Here is a 25,772-nt window from a genome sequence, read left to right as displayed (position 1 = left end):
ATACAGGGTTTTGAAGATGACGGTGGGAGGGAGTCGGATGTTGAGACATGTGTTTTTATTCTTATCTCAAAATAAAACACTTACCAAGTTCGCAAAAGCATACGGAACGCGGCTTGGAGCACGAAGGTTTGTCGAAGGGGATACGATTGAATCGGCGGTTAAGACCGTCAAAAGGCTAAACAGATCCGGTTTGTGTGCAACAATTGATTATTTAGGCGAGTATGCAGCTTCGGAAAAAGAAGCAAACCAAGTCGCGGAGGAATGCAAGAAAGCCATTCAAGCCATTGCCGAACATCAATTGGACTCAGAGCTTTCACTTAAGCTGACCTCAATCGGGCTCGATCTTTCAGAAGAACTTGCTCTTACTCATTTGCGCGCCATTCTTTCCGTTGCGAAGCAATATGATGTTGCTGTGACCATTGATATGGAAGACTATTCCCATTATGAACAGACACTTTCTATTTACAGGCAATGCAAACAGGAATTTGAGAAGCTCGGCACGGTCATTCAGGCGTATCTGTACCGGGCGGCAGAAGATATCAGAAAGATGCGGGACTTAAAGCCGAATCTCAGACTTGTAAAAGGCGCTTATAAAGAATCTGCGGCCGTAGCGTTTCCCGACAAAAGAGGAACGGACCTTCATTTTCAGAGCTTAATAAAGCTGCAGTTGTTAAGCGGGAACTACACGGCTGTCGCCACACATGACGATGACATCATTGCATTTACGAAACAGCTCGTCGCCGAACATCGAATCCCCGCGTCGCAATTTGAGTTTCAAATGCTATACGGCATCAGGCCGGAGCGTCAGAAGGAACTCGCCAAGGAAGGCTACAGAATGCGTGTGTATGTCCCATATGGAACGGACTGGTTCAGCTACTTTATGAGAAGAATTGCAGAACGGCCTGCCAATGCAGCGTTTGTGTTAAAAGGAATTTTGAAAAAGTGAAAGCAGCCGCGGGAAGCAGCTGCATTATGATTGTTCCATGTTATGTTTTTTATACTGCTGATTTTGACTTGTCCGTTTTCCGCCGCCGTAATGCTGAGTCGGACCGGCATCTCCCTTTACGCTCGCCGCGCTGACTGCCGCTGAAGACGGATTTTTTTTCTCTCGTACCATTCCCTTCACCTCCGGGCTTAAGTTGCCCGACTTTTATAGGCTTCATACAAAAAAATAACAAATTAGCTATTGAAGTCGAACCGGAAATCTTTTAAGATGAAAGAAGAAACGGGTTTCATTTTTTTTAGTCAAAAAATGAATGACTATTCATTCAATGTTCAAGGGGGATATCTCATGCACAAACACATTCGGAAGGCAGCCGTTTTAGGATCGGGGGTAATGGGCTCCGGGATTGCGGCGCATTTGGCTAACATCGGAATTCCTGTCCTGCTGCTAGATATTGTGCCGAACGATTTGACAAAGGAAGAGGAAAAAAAGGGGCTGACGAAGGACAGTCCGGAGGTGCGCAGCAGGCTGAGCCGGCAGGCGGTGAAAAAACTGCTGAAACAAAAGCCCGCTCCCCTCACATCAGCGAAAAATACCTCCTATATTACACCGGGCAATCTGGAGGATGATGCAGAAAAACTGAAAGAAGCAGATTGGATTATTGAGGTCGTTGTCGAAAACCTTGAAGTCAAAAAGAAAATTTTCGCTCTTGTGGATGAACATCGAAAGACTGGAAGCATCGTCTCAAGCAACACATCCGGCATATCAGTGCAGGAAATGGCTGAAGGCAGGTCGGATGATTTTAAAGCCCATTTTCTCGGAACGCATTTTTTTAATCCCGCACGCTATTTAAAGCTGCTGGAGATCATTCCGATTAAGGAAACGGATCCTGATATTTTAAAGTTTATGACAGCTTTCGGAGAAAATGTCCTCGGGAAAGGTGTTGTTACAGCAAAGGACACACCGAACTTTATCGCAAACCGCATCGGGACGTACGGGCTTCTCGTGACAGTCCAAGAAATGCTGAAAGGCGGCTATCAGGTCGGGGAGGTTGATTCGATCACAGGACCGCTGATCGGCAGGCCGAAAAGCGCTACCTTTAGAACGCTTGATGTGGTCGGTCTCGATACATTCGCCCACGTTGCCCGAAATGTGTATGACAAAGCTGATGGCGATGAAAAAGAAGTGTTTCGCCTTCCAAGCTTCATGAACGATATGCTGGAAAAAGGGTGGATCGGAAGTAAGGCCGGCCAAGGCTTTTATAAAAAAGAAGGAAAAACGATTTATGAGCTTGACCCAGTGACGCTTACTTACGGCGAGCGGACAAAAATGAAATCACCGGCACTTGAAGCGGCAAAACAGGCAAAAGGGACAAAAGCCAAAATGAAAGCGCTTATTTATTCGGATGACAGGGCCGGCCGTTTGCTGTGGAATATCACTTCTCAAACCCTGCTTTACTCAGCCGAGCTGCTTGGCGAGATTGCCGATGATATTCATGCGATTGACCAAGCCATGAAGTGGGGATTCGGCTGGGAACTGGGACCTTTTGAGATGTGGGACGCCATCGGCCTCAAGCAGTCAGCGGAAAAGCTTGAGCAGCTTGGAGCAGATATGCCTGGCTGGATAAAAGAGATGCTGGACAAAGGAAATGAAACCTTCTACATCAAAGAGAACGGAACGGTATTTTATTATGACCGAGGCGAATACAGAGCCGTGAAAGAAAATAAAAAACGAATTCATTTACAAGCACTTAAAGAAACAAAAGGCGTGATTGCGAAAAACAGCGGAGCAAGCTTAATTGACCTTGGAGATGATGTGGCCCTTCTTGAATTTCATTCGAAAAGCAATGCGATTGGTCTCGATATCATTCAGATGATCCACAAAGGGTTAGAGGAAACAGAGCGGAATTACAAGGGCCTTGTCATCGGCAATCAAGGTAAAAATTTCTGCGTCGGCGCGAATCTCGCCATGATCTTAATGGAAGTCCAAGATGACAACTTTTTGGAAGTTGATTTTGTGATACGCCGTTTTCAGGAGACGATGATGAAGATCAAATACAGTGCGAAACCGGTCGTCGCCGCGCCATTTGGCATGACGCTCGGCGGAGGAACGGAAGTATGCCTGCCTGCGGCGCGCATTCAAGCGGCAAGCGAAGCCTATATGGGACTTGTGGAATCCGGTGTCGGCCTCATCCCTGGCGGAGGAGGTAACAAAGAGCTGTACATCAATCATCTTCGCCGCGGTCTTGATCCGATGAATGCGGCAATGAAAACATTTGAAACAATTGCGATGGCGAAAGTGTCCGCTTCCGCTCAAGAGGCTCGTGAGATGAACATCTTAAAAGAAACGGATCAGATCAGCGTGAATCAAGACCACCTGTTATACGATGCGAAGCAGCTGGCCGCATCTTTATACGATACCGGCTGGCGGCCGCCTGTAAAAGAAAAGGTCAAGGTGCCGGGAGAAACCGGTTATGCGGCACTCTTGCTTGGCGCTGAGCAGATGAAGCTGTCCGGCTATATATCTGAGCATGATTTCAAGATCGCGAAAAAACTCGCTTATGTCATTGCGGGCGGAAAAGTGCCGTTTGGTACAGAGGTTGATGAAGAGTATTTATTGGAGATCGAAAGAGAAGCGTTTTTGAGTTTGGCAGGAGAGGCAAAATCTCAAGCGAGAATGCAGCATATGCTTGTGAAAGGTAAACCTTTACGGAATTAGGAGGGAGCTTATGAAAGAGGCAGTCATTGTGTCAGGTGCAAGAACACCGGTTGGAAAAGCAAAAAAAGGATCGTTGGCCACCGTTCGCCCGGATGATTTGGGAGCGATTTGTGTCAAAGAGACACTGAAACGGGCAGGCGGTTACGAAGGCAATATTGACGATTTGATTATTGGCTGTGCAACGCCTGAAGCGGAGCAGGGGCTTAATATGGCGAGAAATATCGGTGCGCTCGCGGGCCTGCCGTACACGGTTCCAGCGATTACAGTTAACCGTTATTGCTCTTCAGGCCTTCAGTCTATTGCATACGCAGCAGAAAAAATTATGCTGGGCGCCTACGATACAGCGATCGCCGGCGGAGCGGAATCCATGTCGCAAGTTCCGATGATGGGGCATGTTACCCGTCCGAACCTTGCTTTGGCAGAAAAGGCACCGGAATATTATATGAGTATGGGGCACACAGCCGAGCAAGTCGCGAAAAAATACGGCGTCTCCCGTGAGGATCAAGACGCGTTTGCCGTTCGCAGCCACCTAAACGCCGCTAAAGCCCTTGCAGAAGGAAAATTTAAAGATGAAATTGTACCCGTAGAAGTGACGGTGACAGAAATTGGAGAAAACCATAAGCCTCAGGAAAAACAATTTGTATTTTCTCAGGATGAAGGTGTTCGCCCGCAAACGACTGCAGACATCTTATCGACATTGCGCCCGGCCTTTTCCGTTGACGGGACGGTGACTGCGGGCAATTCCTCGCAAACGAGTGACGGAGCGGCGGCTGTCATGCTGATGGACCGGGAAAAAGCTGATGCTCTTGGCCTGGCGCCGCTTGTGAAATTCCGCTCCTTTGCGGTAGGCGGCGTGCCGCCGGAAGTGATGGGAATCGGACCGGTGGAAGCGATTCCGCGCGCTTTGAAGCTTGCCGGACTTCAGCTGCAGGACATCGGCTTGTTTGAACTGAATGAAGCTTTTGCCTCACAGGCCATTCAAGTAATCAGGGAATTGGGAATTGATGAAGAAAAAGTGAATGTCAACGGGGGCGCAATCGCGCTTGGACACCCGCTTGGCTGTACGGGCACAAAGCTTACACTCTCACTCATCCATGAAATGAAACGGAGAAACGAGCAATTTGGAGTCGTGACCATGTGTATCGGCGGCGGGATGGGAGCGGCCGGTGTATTTGAATTATGCTAAAGGGGGAAAAACAAATGGCAAAAAAAGCGGCTGAAGTACAAAAAGGCGGCGGATTTTTAATCGAAGATGTCACATACGATCAAATGTATACACCGGAGGATTTCACTGACGAGCATAAAATGATTGCGAAAACAACAGAGGATTACATCGAGCAAGATGTTCTCCCTCATATAGATGATATCGAAAACCATCAATTTGAGCATTCTGTCAGACTGTTGAAGAAAGCGGGCGAACTAGGGCTGCTTGGCGCCGATGTGCCGGAAGAATACGGAGGGCTCGGCCTTGATAAAATCAGCTCGGCACTCATCACTGAGAAATTTTCGCGTGCGGGAAGCTTTTCTCTTTCTTATGGGGCGCATGTCGGTATCGGTTCCTTGCCGATCGTCTTTTTCGGATCAGAAGAACAAAAGAAAAAATATTTGCCGGGACTCGCTTCAGGCGAAAAGATCGCCGCTTATGCTCTGACTGAGCCTGGCTCTGGATCTGATGCACTTGGAGCAAAAACAACAGCTGTGCTGAATGAAGCAGGAACGCATTATGTATTAACAGGGGAAAAACAGTGGATTACCAACTCTGCTTTTGCCGATGTATTTGTGGTTTACGCTAAGGTAGACGGCGACAAGTTTTCAGCCTTTATTGTAGAAAAAGAGTTCCCGGGTGTCTCCACGGGACCGGAAGAAAAGAAAATGGGAATCAAAGGATCATCGACAAGAACCCTCATTCTGGATCAAGCTGAAGTGCCAAAGGAAAACCTGCTCGGAGAAATCGGCAAAGGGCATGTCATCGCCTTTAATATTTTAAACATCGGCCGTTACAAACTGGCGGTTGGCACAATCGGCGCATCTAAACGCGTCATTGAGCTGTCTTCGGCATACGCAAATCAGCGCCGCCAATTTAAAACGCCGATTGCTGGTTTTTCATTGACACAGGAAAAAATCGGGACAATGGCCTCAAGGCTGTATGCGATGGAAAGCTCTGTATACAGAACCGTCGGGCTGTTTGAAGACAATATGAGCCAGTTCACGGCCGAAGATCTCAAGGACGGCCGGCAAATTGCCAAATCGATTGCGGAATACGCCATCGAATGCTCTCTGAATAAGGTATTCGGCTCTGAAACGCTTGATTATATCGTTGATGAAGGCGTGCAGATTCATGGAGGCTACGGCTTTATGCAGGAGTACGAAGTAGAAAGGGCCTATAGGGATTCAAGGATCAATCGGATTTTTGAAGGCACAAACGAAATCAACCGGTTAATCGTGCCGAGCACCTTCCTAAAAAAAGCGCTTAAAGGCGAGCTGCCTTTATTCGAAAAAGCGCAGTCGCTGCAGGAAGAACTCATGATGCTTATGCCTGAAGAGCCTGGAAGCGGCGTCTTAGAGCAGGAGAAATATATCGTCAAGCAAGCCAAAAAAATTGCGTTGTTTGCTGCCGGCCTAGCCGCGCAAAAATACGGAAAAGCGATCGATCGTGAGCAAGAAATTCTCGTGAACGTAGCGGATATCGTCAGCAATGTATACGCAATGGAATCAGCCGTGCTCAGAACGGAAAAGGCCATTGCCGCACAAGGCGCTGAAAAAGCAGCGCAAAAGGTGCTGTACACAGAAATTTTCGTTCAAGAGGCCTTTAACGAAATTGAAGCGCATGCAAAGGAATCCCTTATCGCAATGGAAGAAGGAGATTCACTCCGCATGATGCTTTCCGCTCTGCGCAAGCTGACACGCGTAACGCCTAAAAACGTGATTCAGAAAAAACGCGAGGCGGCGGCAGGCATTTTTGAGGCTGAGAAATATATTGTCTGATTGGCTATGAGCTCCGCATGCGCGGAGCTCTTTTTTAAGAAGCACTGTTTTAGGTTTTTAAAACAAACTGTGTTAAAATAACCTCGATTATTTTATTGAGGGGGAAGAAGATGTCGTTAACTTTTTACTGGTACCCTAAATGCGGAACGTGCCGCAAAGCAAAGAAGTGGCTTGAAGAGCATGGGAAAGAAATAAACGAAATACATATTGCTGAGCAGCCGCCAAGCAAAGAAGAATTAAAAGCGCTTTATGAAAAAAGCGGGCTGGATCTCAAGAAATTTTTCAACACGAGCGGCATGAAATACCGCGAGCTCAATCTCAAGGAAAAGCTGTATCACATGTCAGAGGACGAACAGCTCGAGCTGCTGGCTTCAGATGGCATGCTGATCAAACGCCCGCTTACAACAGACGGCGAAAAAGTGACTGTCGGATTTAAAGAAGACCAATTTGAAGAAAACTGGGCTTAATGTAAATTTTTTTTGAAAAGTGTGGTATCTTCTTATTGTAGTGCTGTAAAAAATGGAGGGATTCAATTGAGCATACCAAAAGATTTGCGTTACTCAGGAGAACACGAGTGGGTAAAAGTTGAAGGAGAAAAAGCCAGAATCGGAATTACGCATTTTGCCCAGTCCGAACTAGGCGACATCGTGTTTGTCGAACTTCCTGAAGTGGGCGCTGAAATCAAAGCGGACGAGCCATTCGGCAGTGTTGAATCCGTTAAAACGGTATCTGAGCTTTATGCACCGATTAACGGAACGGTTGTGGAAGTAAACGAAGATCTTGATGACAGTCCGGAATTCGTCAACGAATCTCCGTACGAAAAAGCATGGATGATCGTCGTTGAGCCATCTGACGCTTCTGAAATTGAAAAACTGATGACAGCAGAGCAATACGAAGAGATGACACAAGAAGACTAAAACAGGATAGCCGTAAAAGCAATTGGACACGCTAACGTTATGGGAGGTGTCCAATATGGCTTTCGACAAACAAAAGCTCGATGTCACCAATGACGTGACAGGCCGCTTTCAAAATGGCCGGCTCTCGTTATATCATGATAATGAGATGATCGGCCAAATGACAAGCATGAATGAATATGAGCTTAAGTCCGGTTATTCCTTTGAAAATGAGAAATTTTATAAGACAGCCGATGTGGTCTCTGGAGACGACGCAAAATATGTAGATTGTGACTACGAAAACGGCTGGTGTTAATGTTGGCGGTGAATTTCACTGCCTTCTTTTACAATCTGAACGTTTCAAATTTGACGCGGCAGGTGAACAAGATGAAGATGGATGAGCTGGAAAAGGTTATGATTGTTGAGGGGAAATCAGATAAAGAGAAAATCGAAAGCGTCCTGAATGAACCGGTGCGCATTATCTGCACAAACGGAACAATCAGCCAGCTGAGGCTCGAGGAATTGGCTGACGAGCTTTATGATAAAGACGTCTATATATTAGTTGATGCTGATGAATCAGGTGAGAAATTGAGAAAACAGCTGAAGCGTGAATTTAATGAAGCCTGCCATCTCCATATCGACAGAGCCTATAAGGAAGTAGCGGCTGCGCCCAGGCACCATATCGCTTCTGTATTGCTGCGTGCGAATCTGAATGTCCATACTATTTTTCTTGAAAGAAAGTCCCGAGGTGTATAGCATGAAAGAACTCCAAGAACACGAACTTGATCACATTGAAGATGATGTGTACCTTCTATATTTATATACTCCGTTTTGCGGCACCTGCCAGCTTGCAAGCAAAATGCTGACAGTGGTGAAAGAAATGCTGCCGGATGTCGCCTTCTATCAAAACAATGTCAATTACTCTCCGACATTCGCAAAAGCGTATCAAATTGAAAGCGTCCCTTGTTTTCTGCTGTTTAAAGGCGGAAAGATGGTCGAAAGAGGATATGCATTTCATTCCGTTTCTTATTTATATGAGCTGATCAAACAAAAATCATCTTCCGCATCCCATTTATGACATATTTCTCAGCATATCCAATGAAATTGTCGTTCGTTTTATAAAGGGGTTCTTGCGACAAAGAGAGAAATGTGTATGTATGACCAACAAATAGGAGGTTGTACATATGGAGAAAGCGGAAGTTTTAGAAGATGAGTATCAGCATCTGTTTTTAAAACCCCTTTTGAATGCCTCAACATTGCTCATTACCTTCCAAGGAGAAGCAGAAGCCTTAACCGTCTCAATAAACGAACAGGGAGAAATGAAAAAAGTTTCTCCGCCCCAAACGTCCAACCTGACCTTTTACGGAAACCAAACGGAAATTATTGATTTATTGCACGGAGACATTTCCCTTCAGCACCTTATTCAGAGCGGAAGCCTCAAAGTAAAGGGGTCATTCAGGGCCCTGTTAAAGCTGGAAGCCATTCTCTGGCTGACAAATGGATTTTTTCAGAGAATTTTAAAAAATTAAAAAATAATAAATTATTATAATAGTAAAAGTTGACATCATTTATTTTATTGACATTTAATCATTCGCCGTGCTATTCTACATTAAGAATTTCCGGACGAAAAAGACTATATATTTCTCTTATCAAGAGAGGTGGAGGGAAGTGCCCTATGAAGCCCGGCAACCATCAACACTGTTGAAATGGTGCCAATTCACACGAAGCGTTCAGCTTTGAAAGATGAGAGAAAGGCATTTTATATAAGCCTTTCTGCTCAAGTGTGCAGAAAGGCTTTTCTTTTGCAGAAAAAACCGGAAGATTTCTTAGAATAGTGTTAAGGCAGGTGATTGCTTTGATCAATCTTCAGGATGTTTCAAAAGTTTACAGATCGAAACATGGAGATGTCAATGCTGTCCAAAACGTCTCGCTTTCCATTAAAAAAGGTGAGATTTTTGGAATTATAGGATATAGCGGAGCTGGTAAGAGTTCCTTAATCCGTCTGCTGAACGGCCTTGAGAAACCAACCTCAGGAACCGTGGAAGTGGCGGGAACCAAGATTAATGAAGTAAATGGACGCGGTTTAAGAAAAGCACGCCATGAGATCAGTATGATTTTCCAGCATTTCAATTTGCTTTGGTCGCGGACTGTCAGAGATAATATCATGTTTCCTTTAGAAATTGCCGGGGTGAAAAAGAGCGAGCGGATCAAGCGCGCCAATGAACTGATTAAACTGGTAGGTTTAGAAGGAAAAGAAAAATCATATCCGTCCCAGCTGAGCGGCGGGCAGAAGCAGCGTGTCGGAATTGCCAGAGCGCTTGCAAACAATCCGAAGGTTCTCCTTTGTGACGAAGCGACATCAGCATTAGATCCGCAAACGACAGATTCAATTCTGGATCTATTGTCCGATATTAATGAAAGGCTCGGTTTGACGATTGTGCTGATTACGCACGAAATGCATGTCATCCGCAAAATCTGCAACAGAGTCGCCGTCATGGAAAACGGCAAGGTGGTCGAAGAAGGCGAGGTTCTCGATGTCTTTAAAAATCCAAAGGAACAAATGACAAAACGATTTGTTCAACAGGTGACAGAGCCGGAAGAAACGAAAGAGACGCTTCAGCACCTTCTTGATGATACAGCATCAGGAAAAATGGTTCAGCTCACATTTGTCGGTGAGTCAGCTGAACAGCCTCTGATTACAGAGATGATCAGAAACTTCAATGTCAGCGTCAATATTCTGCAAGGGAAAATTTCGCAGACGAAGGATGGGGCTTACGGTTCACTGTTCATCCACATTGACGGAGACGAGGAAGAAGTGCAAAACGTGATCCGATTCATTAATGACAAACAGGTGAAAGCAGAGGTGATCACGAATGTTTGAAAAATACTTCCCGAACGTTGATTTAACTGAATTATGGAACGCGACATATGAAACACTTTATATGACGCTGATTTCTTTACTGTTTGCTTTTGTCATCGGGGTCATCCTCGGCTTGCTGCTCTTTCTGACGAGCAAAGGAAGCCTCTGGCAGAATAAAGCGGTCAACTCAGTGATTGCGGCCGTTGTTAACATATTCAGATCGATTCCGTTCCTTATTTTAATTATTTTACTATTAGGTTTTACGAAATTTTTAGTCGGCACGATCTTAGGGCCAAACGCCGCATTGCCGGCGCTGGTAATCGGCTCGGCACCATTTTACGCGCGCCTTGTTGAAATCGCGCTGCGTGAGGTGGATAAAGGTGTGATTGAAGCAGCTAAATCAATGGGCGCGAAAACGTCTACGATTATTTTCAAAGTGCTGATTCCGGAATCAATGCCTGCTCTTATTTCTGGCATTACGGTTACAGCCATTGCTTTGATCGGCTCAACGGCAATTGCCGGAGCCATTGGTTCAGGAGGCCTTGGAAACCTTGCGTACGTAGAAGGATATCAGTCTAATAACGCTGATGTTACCTTCGTTGCTACTGTGTTTATTTTAATCATCGTGTTTATTATTCAAATCATCGGTGATCTAATAACAAATATTATAGACAAAAGATAAGGGAGGATTTACATTGAAAAAGCTATTTTTGGGTGCATTACTGCTTGTATTTGCAGGAGTTATGGCTGCCTGCGGTTCGAATAACGGCGCTGAATCCGGCAAGAAAGAAATTGTCGTTGCGGCAACGAAAACACCGCATGCGGAAATTTTAAAAGAAGCTGAACCATTGCTGAAAGAAAAAGGCTATACGCTGAAAGTGAAAGTGCTTAGTGATTACAAAATGTACAATAAAGCTTTAGCTGATAAAGAAGTGGACGCGAACTACTTCCAGCACATTCCTTACCTTGAGCAAGAAATGAAAGAAAACACAGATTACAAACTTGTGAATGCCGGTGCTGTTCACTTAGAGCCATTCGGTATTTACTCTAAAACATACAAATCACTGAAAGACCTTCCAGACGGTGCGACAATCATTCTGACAAACAACGTTGCTGAACAAGGCCGTATGCTTGCAATGCTTGAAAACGCTGGATTAATCACTCTTGATTCTAAGGTAGAAACAGTTGACGCAACATTGAAAGACATTAAGAAAAACCCGAAAAACCTTGAATTCAAAAAAGTAGCGCCTGAATTAACGGCAAAAGCATATGAAAACAAAGAAGGAGACGCGGCCTTCATCAATGTAAACTATGCGATCCAAAATAAATTAAATCCTAAAAAAGATGCAATTGAAGTAGAATCAACGAAAAACAACCCATACGCTAACATCATCGCAGTAAGAAAAGGCGAAGAAGATTCTGCAAAAATCAAAGCGCTGATGGAAGTTCTTCACTCTAAAAAGATCAAAGACTTCATCGAGAAAAAATACGACGGAGCTGTGCTTCCTGTATCTGAATAAGACTGAAACCCCGGATGAGAATTCCGGGGTTTTTTTCGCGTATTTTCCTAAAAGCTGTTCATAATAAAAAGGAATGTTAAACAGATGGAGGGATTTTCTTTGAATCAAGACAGAGGAAGCATGCAGGACGCGTTAAAACAATATAAACATGGTTTAGGCACATTTGAACAAAAGATGCCGCTGATGGGAAGAAAATTTAACGAATTTACTGAACAGTGCTTTGCCGGGAATTCTCTGACTGAAAGAGAAAAACAGCTGATCGCCCTCGGAATTGCCATCAATGCTCAGGACGAATATTGCATGATCTATCATACAAAAGGCTGTCTCGATCAGGGAGCGACAGAAGAAAACATTCTCGAAGCCGTCAGTGTGGCAGCGGCATTTGGAGGCGGCGCAGCTTTCAGCCAAGGCGTGACAGTCGTTCAACAGTGCATTGAGGAATTCGGAAACACCACGCATTAAGAGAAGGAATATTCCGAAAAACCATTCTCATTTGTTCTGAAAGGATGCTTTCGTCTCATCTGCCGCTATTTCACGCCAAATCGTTTTTGCGGCATCCAACGCAGCACTGGTACAATAAAAAGCAAATATATGAAGGGATTGATTCATTATTTGCAGCAGCCAGGACAGACTGAACCTCGATTATACGTCAGAAATGGAAAAAGCGATGCAGCTGTCACACGGAATTGGATACGAGGAATATGGACGCCGGCTGGAAACAAGAATGAAAGTAGAGCGGCAGAGAGAGCTTGATTATGAAAAAAGCAAGCGGATTTCTGCGGGAGCTTATTGAGAAAATCAATCTTTTAAAAAAGGGTGGGAATCCACTCTTTTTCTTTTTCAATCGCTTTAATAAAGTGCTGATCTTTGTTAAACTTGAGGAATGTGCAAGGCACGATAAAAAGTTGTATTTACTTTTCATTTGTTATAAAATTAGAATGAGAATAAAATGAGAATAATGATTATATATTTTTGGAGGTATAGATATGGCTGCTTCAACATTAACGATCAAAGATCTTCACGTTGAAATCGAAGGGAAAGAGATCTTAAAGGGTGTAAACCTTGAAATAAAAGGTGGAGAATTCCACGCAGTAATGGGCCCGAACGGAACTGGTAAATCCACTTTATCAGCTGCTATTATGGGGCATCCTAAATATGAAGTAACAAAAGGCAGCATCACGCTTGACGGCAAAGATGTACTGGAGATGGAAGTGGACGAGCGTGCGCAGGCAGGCTTATTCCTTGCGATGCAGTACCCAAGTGAAATCAGCGGTGTGACAAATGCCGACTTCCTTCGCTCAGCAATCAACGCGCGCAGAGAAGAAGGCGATGAAATTTCTCTCATGAAATTCATCCGCAAAATGGACGAAAACATGGAGTTCCTTGAAATGGACCCTGAAATGGCTCAGCGCTATCTTAACGAAGGCTTCTCAGGCGGGGAGAAAAAACGCAACGAAATCCTTCAATTAATGATGATTGAACCGAAAATCGCCATCCTTGATGAAATTGACTCAGGTCTTGATATTGACGCTTTGAAAGTTGTATCAAAAGGGATCAACAAAATGCGCAGCGAAAACTTCGGCTGCTTGATGATCACTCACTATCAGCGCCTGTTAAACTACATCACTCCGGATGTTGTTCACGTTATGATGCAAGGCCGCGTTGTAAAATCCGGCGGTGCAGAGCTTGCACAGCGTCTTGAAGCAGAAGGTTATGACTGGATCAAACAAGAACTTGGCATTGAAGACGAAACTGTTGGCCAAGAAGCGTAAGCGTTAGGGGGATTAATATGACACTAGGTACAAAACTATCCGTAGATCAGGAGTATCTCAAAAGCTTTTCCGAAAAGCACCAAGAATCTGCCTGGCTGAAGAACCTGCGCTTACAGGCTCTTGAACAAGCTGAGGATCTGCCGATGCCGAAACCTGACAAAACAAAAATCACAAACTGGAACTTCACGAATTTCGCGAAGCATACAGTGGATAACGAACCGCTTTCTTCATTAGAAGATTTGACTGATGAAGTAAAAGCGCTGATCGACATTGAAAACGAAGATAAAACATTATACGTACAGCGTGACCAGACGCCGGCACATCTTTCTCTTTCTCAAGAATTGAAAGACAAAGGCGTCATCTTCACTGATATTCTGACTGCTGCACGCGAGCACAGCGACTTGGTGGAGAAATACTTTATGAAGGACGGCGTGAAGGTTGACGAACATAAGTTAACTGCACTTCACGCGGCTCTTGTTAACGGAGGAGCATTCCTTTATGTTCCGAAAAATGTTCAGGTGGAGACGCCGGTTCAGGCTGTTTATGTCCACGAAAGCAATGATACAGCTCTATTCAACCACGTGCTGATTGTGGCTGAAGACCACAGCTCTGTAACATATGTAGAAAACTACATCAGCACTGTAAACCCGAAAGACGCTGTCTTCAATATTATCAGTGAGGTCATCACAGGTGATAATGCCAGCGTGACATACGGTGCGGTGGATAATCTGTCAAGCGGTGTGACAACTTATGTGAACCGCCGCGGTGCTGCGCGCGGACGCGACAGCAAAATCGAGTGGGCTCTCGGCCTGATGAACGATGGTGACACGATTTCCGAAAACACAACAAACCTTTACGGTGACGGCACATACGGCGATACGAAAACGGTTGTTGTCGGAAGAGGAGAGCAAACAGAAAACTTCACAACACAAATCATCCATTTCGGTAAAGCTTCTGAAGGCTATATCTTGAAGCACGGTGTGATGAAGGATTCCGCTTCTTCTATCTTTAACGGAATCGGCAAAATCGAACATGGCGCTTCTAAAGCGAATGCGGAGCAAGAATCACGCGTGCTGATGCTCAGCGAAAAAGCACGCGGAGACGCAAACCCTATTCTTTTAATTGACGAAGACGATGTAACTGCAGGACATGCGGCATCTGTCGGCCGTGTGGACCCTATTCAGCTTTACTACCTGATGAGCCGCGGAATTCCGAAAGAAGAAGCAGAACGCTTAGTCATTTACGGATTCCTTGCACCGGTAGTAAATGAACTTCCGATTGAAGGCGTTAAGAAACAATTAGTTTCTGTTATCGAAAGGAAAGTGAAGTAATGAATATCACAGATATTCGTGAACAGTTCCCGATCCTTCATCAGCAAGTGAACGGACATGATCTCGTTTATCTCGACAGCGCGGCGACTTCCCAGAAGCCGCGTGCTGTCATTGAAACACTGGATAAGTATTATAACCAATACAATTCCAATGTTCACCGGGGCGTCCATACACTTGGAACCAGAGCGACAGATGGTTATGAAGGAGCGCGTGAAAAAGTCCGCAAGTTTATTAACGCGAAGTCAATGGCTGAGATTATTTTCACAAAAGGCACGACCACATCACTGAATATGGTGGCGTTAAGCTATGCGCGCGCCAACCTGAAACCTGGTGATGAAGTGGTCATCACCTACATGGAGCATCATGCGAATATCATTCCGTGGCAGCAGGCTGTAAAAGCAACTGGCGCCACATTAAAATATATTCCGCTGCAGGAAGACGGAACGATTTCTTTAGAAGACGTCAGGGAAACGGTCACAAGCAACACAAAAATTGTTGCGGTGTCTCATGTATCTAATGTTCTCGGCACGGTCAACCCGATTAAAGAAATGGCGAAAATCGCTCATGACAATGGGGCTGTAATTGTGGTGGACGGTGCACAAAGCACGCCTCACATGAAAATTGACGTGCAGGATCTCGATTGCGACTTCTTTGCGCTTTCTTCCCATAAAATGTGCGGACCTACTGGTGTTGGTGTGCTGTACGGAAAGAAAGCCCTGCTGGAAAACATGGAGCCTGCCGAATTCGGCGGTGAAATGATCGACTTTGTCGGGCTTTATGAATCAACTTGGAAAGAGCTTCCGTGGAAATTCGAAGCGGGTACGCCGATTATTGCAGGAGCAATCGGCCTCGGTGCCGCCATTGATTTTCTCGAAGAAATCGGTCTTGATGAGATTTCCCGCCATGAGCACAAGCTTGCTGCTTATGCGCTTGAACGCTTCCGCCAGCTTGACGGCGTAACGGTTTACGGGCCGGAAGAGCGTGCCGGGCTTGTCACATTTAACCTTGATGATGTTCATCCGCACGATGTGGCGACTGTGCTTGATGCGGAGGGAATCGCAGTCAGAGCCGGCCACCATTGTGCGCAGCCGCTGATGAAATGGCTGGATGTAACTGCTACTGCAAGAGCAAGCTTTTATCTGTATAATACAGAGGAAGAGATTGATAAGCTTGTGGAAGCTCTTCAAAAGACAAAGGAGTATTTTACAAATGTCTTTTAATGCAAACTTAGATACATTGTACAGACAGGTGATTATGGATCATTACAAAAACCCGCGAAATAAAGGGGTTTTGAATGACAGCATTGTCGTGGATATGAACAATCCGACATGCGGCGACCGCATCAGACTGACAATGAAGCTTGACGGAGACATCGTGGAAGATGCGAAGTTTGAAGGGGAAGGCTGTTCCATTTCAATGGCATCCGCTTCGATGATGACTCAGGCGATTAAAGGGAAAGATATTGAAACTGCCCTTTCCATGTCTAAGATTTTCTCGGATATGATGCAAGGGAAAGAGTATGATGATTCTATAGATCTCGGGGATATTGAAGCCCTTCAAGGTGTTTCAAAATTCCCGGCCCGTATCAAATGTGCAACCCTGTCATGGAAAGCACTTGAAAAAGGAGTCGCGAAAGAAGAAGGCGGCAATTAAAAGGATTGGAGTGAAAATGGATGGCTAAAAAAATGCCTGATATTGGTGAATACAAGTATGGTTTTCACGACAAGGACGTTTCCATTTTCCGTTCAGAGCGCGGATTGACAAAAGAAATCGTAGAAGAAATTTCTCGCATGAAAGAAGAGCCTCAATGGATGCTTGACTTCCGCTTGAAATCACTTGAGCATTTCTACAATATGCCGATGCCTCAATGGGGCGGAGATTTAAACTCACTGAACTTTGACGAAATTACGTACTACGTAAAACCGTCTGAGCGTTCAGAGCGTTCTTGGGATGAAGTTCCTGAAGAAATTAAGCAAACATTCGACAAGCTCGGTATTCCTGAAGCTGAACAAAAATACCTTGCGGGTGTTTCTGCTCAGTACGAATCTGAGGTTGTATACCACAACATGAAAGAAGATCTTGAAGCGCAAGGCATCGTCTTTAAGGACACTGACAGCGCGCTGAAAGAGAATGAAGATATTTTCCGTGAGCACTGGGCAAAAGTAATCCCGCCGACTGATAACAAGTTTGCGGCGCTTAACTCAGCTGTTTGGTCCGGCGGATCTTTCATCTACGTGCCTAAAGGCGTGAAGGTTGAAACACCGCTTCAAGCTTACTTCCGTATCAACTCTGAGAACATGGGTCAGTTCGAACGTACACTGATCATTGTTGACGAAGAAGCAAGTGTTCATTATGTTGAAGGCTGTACTGCGCCTGTTTACACAACAAACTCACTTCACAGTGCGGTCGTTGAGATCATCGTGAAAAAAGGCGGCTACTGCCGTTATACAACGATCCAAAACTGGGCGAACAACGTTTACAACCTTGTAACAAAGCGTACAGTCTGTGAAGAAAACGCAACAATGGAATGGATCGACGGCAACATCGGTTCTAAGCTGACAATGAAATATCCGGCTTGTATCCTAAAAGGCGAAGGCGCGCGCGGTATGACGCTTTCTATTGCTCTTGCGGGTAAAGGCCAGCATCAGGATGCAGGTGCGAAAATGATTCACCTTGCACCAAACACATCATCTACAATCGTATCAAAATCGATTTCAAAACAGGGCGGAAAAGTAACGTACCGCGGAATCGTCCACTTCGGACGCAAAGCGGAAGGCGCCCGCTCTAACATCGAGTGTGATACGCTCATTATGGATAACAAATCAACATCAGACACAATTCCTTACAATGAAATCTTAAATGATAACATTTCATTGGAGCACGAAGCGAAAGTGTCTAAAGTATCTGAAGAGCAGCTCTTCTACTTGATGAGCCGCGGTATTTCTGAAGAAGAAGCAACTGAAATGATCGTAATGGGCTTTATCGAGCCATTCACAAAAGAGCTTCCAATGGAATACGCAGTTGAAATGAACCGTTTGATTAAGTTCGAAATGGAAGGTTCTATCGGTTAATGATGAAAACTCCTTTGTTTATCAAGGGGTTTAGAGATAGTTATCAACTTTAAAATGGCCGGCGTGCCGAATTTGATTGTAGAAGACGAACTTTTGAAGTTCGTCTTCTTTTATTTTTCAGAGACATATCCACTGTTATTTTGATGGTTTTAATTCCTTATCGATTAGAATATTTCAGATCTGCGCCGGGCAGGTTCAGTTCCTATATCACGCAACCATACAGTTGCTTATACTTGACATGCAACTAATGAGTTGCTTATACTCAATATATGAATTGGAACAAAGACGCTATATTCAAAGCACTCGGCGATTCGACTCGGCGGCTTATATTAGACGAATTATCTGAACGCAACGAGCTGACGTTGTATGAACTTACGATATGTCTTAATACAAAGTACGACCTTTCTATTACGCGACAGGCGATAGCTAAACACCTTTCTGTACTGGAGGATGCAGGACTTGTAACATCAAAACGAAAGGGAAAATATCGAGTACTTATATTCAACAACGAACCGCTTAAAAATTTGCTGAAAGGATGGATAGAGTAATTTTATAAAACCAGTACTGAGTTTCTGACAAATGTTGGTTTGTTTTGCTTGAAGCCGGATTGTTTGCACAGTACCATGTACCATAAATATCAAAGGAGGCAACAACAATATGAAAATCATTGTGACTAGTATATTCGTGCAAGATCAAGACAAGGCACTGAAGTTCTATACAGAAAAACTGGGGTTTGTAAAAAAGGAGGATGTTCCCATGGGGAAATTCAGGTGGATAACGCTTGTTTCTCCAGATGATCAAGACGGAACCGAGCTTTTACTCGAACCGAATGAACATCCTGCCGCCAAGGAGTATCAAAAGAAGATATTCTCCGAAGGCCTCCCGGCCACAATGTTTGGCGTTGCAGATATTCAAAAAGAGTACAACCGATTAAAGGAAAAAGGCGTGACGTTTACGATGGAACCGACAAAAATGGGCGAAGTCACAATAGCTGTCTTCGACGATACAAGCGGTAACCTTATTCAAATTGTACAGAAGTAACCGATTCAGTCGCGTCCTTTTTGTATGCAGAAGAAAAACCGCTGGCCACAGGGCCCGCGGTTTTTTACTCTTCTTCTGTCTCCTGATTGATAATTTGCTTTACAGATGATCTGCTGTTATTTTCTCTGTTCATCTCTCGCAATTGAGTATAAGCCATATCGAATTCCTCTTTTGTCATCTGCTTTGCGGCTAATGCAGAGCATAATATAGCAAAAGCAATTGGCATTGTATCAATGTGAATGTCGATATGGACCTCTGAGTTGCCGCTGTTTTTGATAACAGATTCAGTAGTGGGTATCTCTTGAGTATGTCTGTTAAGAGGAATGATGTTTTCGTTCATTAGTCTTCTCCGTCTTGTGACTGCGCCTGTGCCTGATCCTGATCTGTGTTCACGCTGACCACGACTTTTGCATTACCGCTGTTTTGGACTTTTGCCACTGCCGCATCGCGTCTGTTTTCTTCATTTTCATGACGATTTTCGCTCATGGTATCATCCTTTCTCTATTGATAGTGACAGGATATTCGATAGGAGAGTAAAGAGATTGGACGAACTTCGCGGTTTTTCCACATTAGGGCAAAAGGTCGAAGGAAAGCATTCTATTTGGTAAAATGAATAGACATTATAATAGAAAAGGTGTTTGCATATGAAATCGTACATCATCGTCGGCGCAGGGATTCTGGGCGCGTCGACGGCTTATCATCTCGCAAAATCAGGCGCTCGCGTTACTGTCATTGATCGGAAAGAGCCGGGACAAGCGACTGATGCGGCGGCGGGGATCGTCTGTCCATGGCTCTCGCAGCGCCGTAATCAGGATTGGTACCAGCTTGCTAAGGGGGGAGCCCGGTACTATAAGGATTTAATCCATCAATTGGAAAAGGACGGTGAATCGGATACAGGATACAAACGTGTCGGTGCCATCAGCATTCATACTGACGCGTCTAAACTCGATAAAATGGAGGAAAGAGCGTATAAGAGACGGGAGGATGCGCCGGAAATCGGCGACATTACCCGCTTGTCTGCAAGTGAAACGAAAAAGCTGTTTCCGATTTTAGCTGACGGCTATGAATCGGTTCATATCAGCGGTGCCGCCCGTGTGAACGGGAGAGCGCTGTGCCGGTCGCTTTTAAGCGCTGCAGAGAAACGCGGCGCAACGGTCATCAAAGGAAATGCGTCTTTGCTTTTTGAAAACGGAACAGTCACCGGCGTGCAAACAGATACAAAGCAGTTTGCGGCTGACGCGGTCATTGTGACGGCGGGAGCATGGGCCAATGAGATATTGAAGCCTCTTGGCATTCATTTTCAAGTGTCATTTCAAAAAGCGCAGATTATGCATTTTGAAATGACAGATGCAGATACAGGATCGTGGCCGGTTGTCATGCCGCCGAGTGATCAGTACATTCTTTCGTTTGATAACGGCAGAATTGTAGCCGGCGCCACACACGAAAACGATGCAGGCCTTGATGATCTTCGTGTGACAGCCGGAGGCCAGCACGAAGTATTAAGCAAAGCGTTAGCCGTTGCACCGGGTCTTGCTGATGCGGCTGCTGTTGAAACAAGAGTGGGCTTCAGGCCGTTTACACCGGGATTTCTGCCGGTCGTAGGGGCCGTGCCGAATGTTCAAGGCCTGTACGCTGCAAACGGTTTGGGTGCTTCTGGACTGACGATGGGGCCGTTCTTGGGTGCAGAGCTCGCAAAGCTAGTTCTCGGAAAGCAGACTGAAATCGACCTTGGCCCGTATGATCTAGCCGGAGCGCTTGCATAATAAATAAAGGCTTAACAAACAAATAGTATAAAGCTGTTCTGGCTTTTCTTTTCTGTATGTGTTAGCATTTATCTTTAATGAAAAAGAGGACGTGAACTGATTTTGATAAAAATTGATATACCCGCACCGAATGTCACCATCACTGAACGACAGCAGTCAGCTAATGATAACGAACCGAAGATAAAACCGATTCACGGATTCATCGACTTTCACCAGATCCCAAGGGACAAAGGCGGCATTTTTATGTTTTACAACATTCATGACGAGCTGCTGTTTGTCGGTAAAGCCAGAAAGTTAAGACAGAGAATTAAGAAGCATTTCGAAGACACTGTTTCACCGATCAAACATCACAGAGACGAAGTATATAAAATTGAGGTATGTGTAGTTGATGATCCAATGGAAAGAGAGATTTACGAAACATATATCATCAATACACAGCACTCGAAGTACAACATAGACAAGGTATTTTTTAAATAAGACGTCAGTCTGCGGATTGAACAGCGAGCCAGAGCTTAAGTCAAGTTCTGGCTTTTGATTTGGGCATTTTTTCGCATATAGACCCTTTGTCTATCATTCGAATAAATTATTGGGAAATTTCAGAAAATAATATTGACAATCCTAGCCGCGGACTTTAATATAACAATATATAATGTTATATAACGTTATATAATAAAAATGGGGAGTGAAGGATTTGAGTCAGGCCACAGCAAAAGTAAATCGTGAGGTTCAAGCTTTCTTGCAGGATTTGAAAGGGAAAACCATTGATCATGTATTCTTTGTCGCATGCGGAGGGTCTTCTGCCATTATGTATCCGAGTAAGTATGTGTTTGACAGAGAGTCAAAATCAGTAAACTCCGACCTCTACAGCGCCAACGAATTTATTCAGCGCAACCCTGTTCAGCTTGGTGAAAAGTCTCTTGTTATTTTGTGCTCGCATTCGGGAAATACCCCGGAGACAGTCAAAGCTGCTGCGTTTGCAAGGGGCAAGGGTGCACTTACGATTGCGATGACGTTTAAACCGGAGTCTCCTTTAGCGCAGGAAGCGCAATATGTTGCCCAGTACGATTGGGGTGATGAGGCGCTTGCGATCAATACAAACTATGGCGTTTTGTATCAAATCGTTTTTGGAATCCTGCAAGTATTAGAAAACAATACGAAATTCCAACAAGCAATTGAAGGCTTAGATCAATTGCAGGCTGTATATGAAAAAGCCCTTAAGCAGGAAGCTGACAACGCCAAGCAATTTGCAAAAGCCCATGAAAAAGAAAGTATTATTTATACCATGGCAAGCGGTGCAAACTACGGTGTCGCTTACTCCTACAGCATCTGCATTCTCATGGAAATGCAATGGATTCATTCCCACGCCATTCATGCCGGAGAATATTTTCACGGACCGTTTGAAATTATTGATGAATCCGTGCCGTTTATCATCCTGCTCGGTTTAGATGAAACAAGACCTCTTGAAGAGCGGGCGCTTACCTTCTCGAAAAAGTATGGCAAAAAGCTCACTGTGCTTGATGCTGCATCTTACGACTTCACTGCAATTGACGATTCAGTTAAAGGCTATCTTGCTCCGCTCGTTCTCAATCGTGTGCTGAGAAGCTATGCAGACGAGCTGGCAGAGGCGAGAAATCATCCTTTATCTCATAGAAGATACATGTGGAAAGTTGAGTATTGATCTGAAAATGAGGAACCATTATGCATTAGACTATAATGTTATATAACATTATAGTCTAATGTCCAGAGGAGGCCAACCCTTTGAAGAAAATGTTGTTGTTCTTGATCATTGCAGCTGTCAGTATGCTCACCATCGCAGGCTGTTCGAGCCAAAGCAGTTCAGCGGACGGAAAGGTGACATTGAAATTTTTCCACAGATGGCCGAAGGAGCCGGAAAAAAGTTATTTTGAAGAGGTTGTTAAGGAATTTGAAAAAGAACATCCGGATATCGACATTCAAATTGAAGCCGTTTTAAATGACTCCTATAAAGATAAAATTAAGGTCATGCTGGGAACCACCAGCCCTCCTGACATTTACTTCTCTTGGAGCGATGAGTTTGCTTTTAAATTTATCAGAGGCAATAAAGCACTTGATCTCTCGTCCTACTACAAAAATGACACCGATTGGTCATCACATCTCGTTCAATCGCAAATTACACCATTTACTTATGAAAACAAGCAATATGGCGTGCCGTGGCAAATGGACGCTAAATCATTCTTCTATAATAAAGACATTTTCCAAAAGCTGAATCTTGATCCCCCGAAGACGTGGGATGAATTAATCGATGTGTCAAAAAAGCTGAAAAAACATGGCTACACACCGATCAGCTTCGGAACAAAGGCGACTTGGACAATCTCGCACTATATCGGCACGCTTAATCAGCGGATGGTCGATGAAAAAACACGGGAAAAGGACTATAACGCCAAAACGGGTGAATTTACTGATGAAGGCTACGTAAAAGCACTTGAAAAGCTTCAAGAGCTGATGCCTTACTTTAATAAACATGTAAACTCCGTCGACCACGAATATGTGAGACAGCAATTTAAGAGCGGAAAGTCGGCGATGATATATGCGGAAACAGCGGAAATCAAGCTGGTTGAACCGGTTAATCTCGGGATGTTCCCATTTCCTAAAATCAGCGGGCAGAAAGGATCTTCAGAAGCGTTAACGGGAGCGCCGGAAGGATTCATGATTTCCTCAAGAACAAAACATCCGAAGGAAGCGATGGAATTTTTGCAGTTCTTGACGTCGAAAAAAATGGGCGAAAAGCTCGTGAAAGATGTCGGGAAATACAGTGCAGTGCAAGGTACGGCTACTGAAGAAAATGCAACAGCCATTCAGCGTGAAGCCGTTCAGCATATTGTTGATGCCAAATCAATGGTTCCATGGTTTGATATGGATGTCGATGTTGAAGTCGCAGATGCGTACCTAACAGGCGTCCAGCAAATGCTTGGCGGCGACATGACACCGCAGCAGGTGATGAAAGCCGTTCAAAAGGCAGCAAAGCAGGTGAGGGCGTCAGCTGAATAAATCAAAGAAAAGGTGAAGCTTCGCACCTTTTCTTTTTATAAAGGAGATGAGATACCCTTGGTCAATCAGAATAAAATAATCCCCTATTTGTTTTTGGTGCCCGCTCTCGTTTTTTTACTTTTCGTTTATATCCCGATTTTTGAGAATGTATTCCTCAGCCTGTTTCAGTGGAGCTCATTTTCTCCGGAAAAAACGTTTATCGGCTTAAAAAACTATGTTGAATTATTTCATGATCCTGTCTTCTATCAGGCACTTACCAATAATGTGCTTTATGCAGTGATCTCAATTGTATGCCAGGTATTTGGCGGTTTGATTTTGGCGGCGGTGCTTGAGGATAAGCTGGTCAGAAAATGGTCGCCGTTTTTTCGTACCGTTTTCTTTTTGCCGGTTGTCATCTCAATGACGGTGATCGCGCTTTTGTTTGATTTTATTTACAATCCGGAGACAGGGCTTTTGAATCAGCTGCTTCAGGCCATCGGTCTTGATCAGCTGACGAGGGCCTGGCTCGGGGATGACAGCACAGCTATGCTTTCTGTCATTTTTGTGTCCCAGTGGCAATCTGTCGGTTATATTGCGATGTTGTACATCGTGTCGATTCAAAAAATACCGGATGAACTGTATGAAGCTGCCCGGCTTGACGGCGCGGGTAAAATTCAGCAGTTTTTTCATATTACTGTTCCCCAGACGAAAGAGATGTCTTTTGTTGCGGTGGTCATGACGCTGACCGGGGCCTTTACGGTCTTTAATGAGCCGTACATTTTGACAGGCGGCGGGCCGGGAAACGCGTCAGAAGTCTTGAGCACGTTTTTATATAAAAGCGCCTTTACAAAGGATATGATGGGCTACGCCTCAGCGATTGCCACTGTCGTGTTAATCATTACGCTTGCATTATCGCTCATGCAAATGAAGTTCTTTAAAACCGGAAAGGAGGAGTAACTGATGCTGCCTCAGAAGAAGACAGATTCGTTCAGATTGGAGCCTGTGCCTGACCAGCACATTGAGGTGAAAAGAAAGCCTAGACGAAAATGGTATATCGGAGAAACGTCTGTGTGGGTTTTTCTGTTTCTTTATCTGATTGCGATTGCCTATCCGCTTCTCTGGATGGTGATGAGCGCCTTTAAAAACTCTGACGATATTTTTGAGCACAGCTGGTCGCTGCCGTCTCCGTGGCATCCGGAAAATTTTGTTTCCGCCTGGAACCAGGGGATTTCTTCTTATTTTATGAACAGTGTCATCGTTACGGCGCTGACGTGTGTGATCACTGTCTTTATCAGTGCATGGGCAGCGTATGGCCTTTCCCGGTTTGAGTTTAAAGGAAAAGGATTCTTTTTGGTGCTATGTCTTGGCGGATTGATGCTGACGCCGCAGGTCAGTCTTGTGCCGCTTTATTCTATTATTCAGTCGCTTGGCCTGTACAATACGTATTGGGCGTTAATCCTGCCGTATGCGGCTTATCGGATCCCATTCACCATCATTTTGATCCGCTCTTATTTTCTTTCTATTTCCAAAGAATTGGAGGAGGCGGCCTATTTGGATGGGTGTACAAGTTTTGGAGTATTTTTCAGAATTTTCTTACCGATGAGTGTGCCGATTTTGGTGACATCCGGCATTTTGACGGCTTACCATACATGGAATGAGTTTATGTTTGCGATTATTTTCATAGATGATGAGAATTTGCGGACCATTCCAGCCGGGCTGATGCAGTTCAGAGACGCGCTGCAGACAGACTGGGGCGTCCTGCTGGCGGGGTTAACGATTTCAGCCGCGCCGATTATTATTCTATTTTTATTAATGCAGAAATATTTTGTCCGCGGGATTGCAAGCGGCAGTGTAAAAGGATAAAGGAGG

At 44.7% G+C, this 25,772-nt stretch carries 31 protein-coding genes and 1 riboswitch; of the genes, 28 read left to right on the top strand and 3 right to left on the bottom strand.

The features are described from left to right. Positions 1-37 precede the first annotated feature (37 nt). Positions 38-946 carry a proline dehydrogenase family protein gene (locus AC07VD_RS00995; RefSeq protein WP_494721602.1) on the top strand — a complete coding sequence of 303 codons (909 nt, stop codon included), beginning with the start codon at positions 38-40 and terminating at the stop codon, positions 944-946. Positions 947-970: 24 nt separating this feature from the next. Here AC07VD_RS00995 and AC07VD_RS00990 read toward each other — a convergent pair whose 3' ends face one another. Beyond that, entirely contained in the window at positions 971-1,117 is a 147-nt protein-coding gene (locus tag AC07VD_RS00990) for a YuzL family protein (RefSeq protein WP_003240817.1), read from the bottom strand. Between the two features lie 174 nt (positions 1,118-1,291). Here AC07VD_RS00990 and AC07VD_RS00985 point away from each other — a divergent pair, with 174 nt between their 5' ends. The 21 genes from AC07VD_RS00985 (at position 1,292) to glxB (ending at position 19,134) form a co-directional block, all read left to right on the top strand. Then, positions 1,292-3,661 carry a 3-hydroxyacyl-CoA dehydrogenase/enoyl-CoA hydratase family protein gene (locus tag AC07VD_RS00985; RefSeq protein ID WP_494721603.1) on the top strand — a complete coding sequence of 790 codons (2,370 nt, stop codon included), beginning with the start codon at positions 1,292-1,294 and terminating at the stop codon, positions 3,659-3,661. Positions 3,662-3,671: 10 nt separating this feature from the next. Further along, positions 3,672-4,847 (top strand): acetyl-CoA C-acetyltransferase, encoded by a 1,176-nt coding sequence (locus AC07VD_RS00980; protein WP_494721604.1) that lies wholly within the window; start codon positions 3,672-3,674, stop codon positions 4,845-4,847. A 14-nt stretch (positions 4,848-4,861) separates the two neighbouring features. Continuing rightward, complete coding sequence (gene fadE, locus AC07VD_RS00975; protein WP_124059059.1) at positions 4,862-6,646, top strand: acyl-CoA dehydrogenase FadE; 1,785 nt, start codon at positions 4,862-4,864, stop codon at positions 6,644-6,646. A gap of 110 nt (positions 6,647-6,756) precedes the next feature. Next, positions 6,757-7,113 carry an arsenate reductase family protein gene (locus AC07VD_RS00970; RefSeq protein ID WP_003222779.1) on the top strand — a complete coding sequence of 119 codons (357 nt, stop codon included), beginning with the start codon at positions 6,757-6,759 and terminating at the stop codon, positions 7,111-7,113. 66 nt (positions 7,114-7,179) lie between these two features. Continuing rightward, positions 7,180-7,563, top strand: coding sequence for a glycine cleavage system protein GcvH (gene gcvH / locus AC07VD_RS00965; RefSeq protein WP_003222781.1), 384 nt, complete (start codon positions 7,180-7,182; stop codon positions 7,561-7,563). 55 nt (positions 7,564-7,618) lie between these two features. Continuing rightward, a complete protein-coding gene (locus AC07VD_RS00960) occupies positions 7,619-7,855 on the top strand; it encodes a YusG family protein (RefSeq protein WP_003228581.1) in 237 nt (78 codons plus the stop codon). Positions 7,856-7,932: 77 nt separating this feature from the next. Beyond that, positions 7,933-8,295, top strand: coding sequence for a toprim domain-containing protein (locus AC07VD_RS00955; RefSeq protein WP_024571871.1), 363 nt, complete (start codon positions 7,933-7,935; stop codon positions 8,293-8,295). A 1-nt stretch (position 8,296) separates the two neighbouring features. Beyond that, a complete protein-coding gene (locus AC07VD_RS00950) occupies positions 8,297-8,617 on the top strand; it encodes a thioredoxin family protein (protein WP_003228585.1) in 321 nt (106 codons plus the stop codon). A 106-nt stretch (positions 8,618-8,723) separates the two neighbouring features. Next, positions 8,724-9,068: an SCP2 sterol-binding domain-containing protein gene (locus tag AC07VD_RS00945; protein WP_003228587.1), complete on the top strand. Its 345-nt coding sequence runs from the start codon at positions 8,724-8,726 to the stop codon at positions 9,066-9,068. A gap of 114 nt (positions 9,069-9,182) precedes the next feature. After that, positions 9,183-9,289, top strand: a riboswitch (SAM riboswitch). A gap of 105 nt (positions 9,290-9,394) precedes the next feature. After that, positions 9,395-10,420: a methionine ABC transporter ATP-binding protein MetN gene (gene metN, locus AC07VD_RS00940; RefSeq protein WP_130572836.1), complete on the top strand. Its 1,026-nt coding sequence runs from the start codon at positions 9,395-9,397 to the stop codon at positions 10,418-10,420. Then, positions 10,413-11,081 (top strand): methionine ABC transporter permease MetP, encoded by a 669-nt coding sequence (gene metP, locus AC07VD_RS00935; protein WP_003228593.1) that lies wholly within the window; start codon positions 10,413-10,415, stop codon positions 11,079-11,081. Before metN ends, metP begins: the two co-directional genes overlap by 8 nt. A gap of 13 nt (positions 11,082-11,094) precedes the next feature. Further along, positions 11,095-11,919, top strand: a complete 825-nt coding sequence (gene metQ, locus AC07VD_RS00930; RefSeq protein ID WP_032722486.1) for a methionine ABC transporter substrate-binding lipoprotein MetQ — start codon at positions 11,095-11,097, stop codon at positions 11,917-11,919. Positions 11,920-12,003: 84 nt separating this feature from the next. Next, the gene (locus AC07VD_RS00925; RefSeq protein WP_014477920.1) at positions 12,004-12,381 is read left to right on the top strand and encodes a carboxymuconolactone decarboxylase family protein; all 378 of its coding nucleotides are present in this window, start codon (positions 12,004-12,006) and stop codon (positions 12,379-12,381) included. 193 nt (positions 12,382-12,574) lie between these two features. Further along, positions 12,575-12,712 (top strand): YuzK family famiily protein, encoded by a 138-nt coding sequence (locus AC07VD_RS00920; protein WP_003228600.1) that lies wholly within the window; start codon positions 12,575-12,577, stop codon positions 12,710-12,712. A gap of 193 nt (positions 12,713-12,905) precedes the next feature. Next, a complete protein-coding gene (sufC, locus tag AC07VD_RS00915; RefSeq protein WP_003151872.1) occupies positions 12,906-13,691 on the top strand; it encodes a Fe-S cluster assembly ATPase SufC in 786 nt (261 codons plus the stop codon). Positions 13,692-13,708: 17 nt separating this feature from the next. Continuing rightward, positions 13,709-15,022, top strand: coding sequence for a Fe-S cluster assembly protein SufD (gene sufD / locus AC07VD_RS00910; RefSeq protein ID WP_494721605.1), 1,314 nt, complete (start codon positions 13,709-13,711; stop codon positions 15,020-15,022). Continuing rightward, the gene (sufS, locus tag AC07VD_RS00905; RefSeq protein ID WP_003228604.1) at positions 15,022-16,242 is read left to right on the top strand and encodes a cysteine desulfurase SufS; all 1,221 of its coding nucleotides are present in this window, start codon (positions 15,022-15,024) and stop codon (positions 16,240-16,242) included. The genes sufD and sufS overlap by 1 nt, the downstream gene beginning before the upstream one ends. Continuing rightward, on the top strand, positions 16,232-16,675 hold the full coding sequence (gene sufU / locus AC07VD_RS00900) for a Fe-S cluster assembly sulfur transfer protein SufU (RefSeq protein WP_003222809.1): 444 nt from the start codon (positions 16,232-16,234) through the stop codon (positions 16,673-16,675). The genes sufS and sufU overlap by 11 nt, the downstream gene beginning before the upstream one ends. A gap of 20 nt (positions 16,676-16,695) precedes the next feature. Further along, complete coding sequence (sufB, locus tag AC07VD_RS00895) at positions 16,696-18,093, top strand: Fe-S cluster assembly protein SufB (protein ID WP_003228608.1); 1,398 nt, start codon at positions 16,696-16,698, stop codon at positions 18,091-18,093. A gap of 269 nt (positions 18,094-18,362) precedes the next feature. Further along, the gene (locus AC07VD_RS00890) at positions 18,363-18,641 is read left to right on the top strand and encodes an ArsR/SmtB family transcription factor (RefSeq protein ID WP_089172650.1); all 279 of its coding nucleotides are present in this window, start codon (positions 18,363-18,365) and stop codon (positions 18,639-18,641) included. A gap of 109 nt (positions 18,642-18,750) precedes the next feature. After that, the gene (glxB, locus tag AC07VD_RS00885) at positions 18,751-19,134 is read left to right on the top strand and encodes a methylglyoxalase (protein ID WP_024571867.1); all 384 of its coding nucleotides are present in this window, start codon (positions 18,751-18,753) and stop codon (positions 19,132-19,134) included. A 64-nt stretch (positions 19,135-19,198) separates the two neighbouring features. Here the strand turns inward: glxB and AC07VD_RS00880 are convergent, their stop codons facing one another. Together AC07VD_RS00880 and sspG are read right to left on the bottom strand one after the other, a co-directional pair. Next, on the bottom strand, positions 19,199-19,474 hold the full coding sequence (locus AC07VD_RS00880) for a hypothetical protein (RefSeq protein ID WP_003243521.1): 276 nt from the start codon (positions 19,472-19,474) through the stop codon (positions 19,199-19,201). After that, the gene (sspG, locus tag AC07VD_RS00875) at positions 19,474-19,620 is read right to left on the bottom strand and encodes an acid-soluble spore protein SspG (protein ID WP_003228613.1); all 147 of its coding nucleotides are present in this window, start codon (positions 19,618-19,620) and stop codon (positions 19,474-19,476) included. The genes AC07VD_RS00880 and sspG overlap by 1 nt, the downstream gene beginning before the upstream one ends. Before the next feature lie 158 nt (positions 19,621-19,778). Between sspG and AC07VD_RS00870 the strand changes: the two genes are divergently transcribed. From AC07VD_RS00870 to AC07VD_RS00845, 6 genes are all read left to right on the top strand, one after another. Next, positions 19,779-20,897: an NAD(P)/FAD-dependent oxidoreductase gene (locus AC07VD_RS00870; RefSeq protein ID WP_167568116.1), complete on the top strand. Its 1,119-nt coding sequence runs from the start codon at positions 19,779-19,781 to the stop codon at positions 20,895-20,897. 102 nt (positions 20,898-20,999) lie between these two features. Further along, complete coding sequence (locus AC07VD_RS00865; protein ID WP_003228617.1) at positions 21,000-21,374, top strand: nucleotide excision repair endonuclease; 375 nt, start codon at positions 21,000-21,002, stop codon at positions 21,372-21,374. Positions 21,375-21,588: 214 nt separating this feature from the next. After that, positions 21,589-22,575 (top strand): fructosamine deglycase FrlB, encoded by a 987-nt coding sequence (gene frlB, locus AC07VD_RS00860; RefSeq protein WP_342819478.1) that lies wholly within the window; start codon positions 21,589-21,591, stop codon positions 22,573-22,575. 80 nt (positions 22,576-22,655) lie between these two features. Continuing rightward, positions 22,656-23,924 (top strand): ABC transporter substrate-binding protein, encoded by a 1,269-nt coding sequence (locus AC07VD_RS00855; protein WP_124059049.1) that lies wholly within the window; start codon positions 22,656-22,658, stop codon positions 23,922-23,924. 57 nt (positions 23,925-23,981) lie between these two features. Continuing rightward, a complete protein-coding gene (locus tag AC07VD_RS00850; RefSeq protein ID WP_014477910.1) occupies positions 23,982-24,860 on the top strand; it encodes a carbohydrate ABC transporter permease in 879 nt (292 codons plus the stop codon). Between the two features lie 3 nt (positions 24,861-24,863). Further along, the gene (locus AC07VD_RS00845) at positions 24,864-25,766 is read left to right on the top strand and encodes a carbohydrate ABC transporter permease (RefSeq protein ID WP_494721606.1); all 903 of its coding nucleotides are present in this window, start codon (positions 24,864-24,866) and stop codon (positions 25,764-25,766) included. Positions 25,767-25,772: the final 6 nt, after the last annotated feature.

This window comes from Bacillus sp. GW821-FHT01G09 (assembly GCF_059422205.1).
This window is presented reverse-complemented; position numbering and strand designations above follow the sequence as displayed.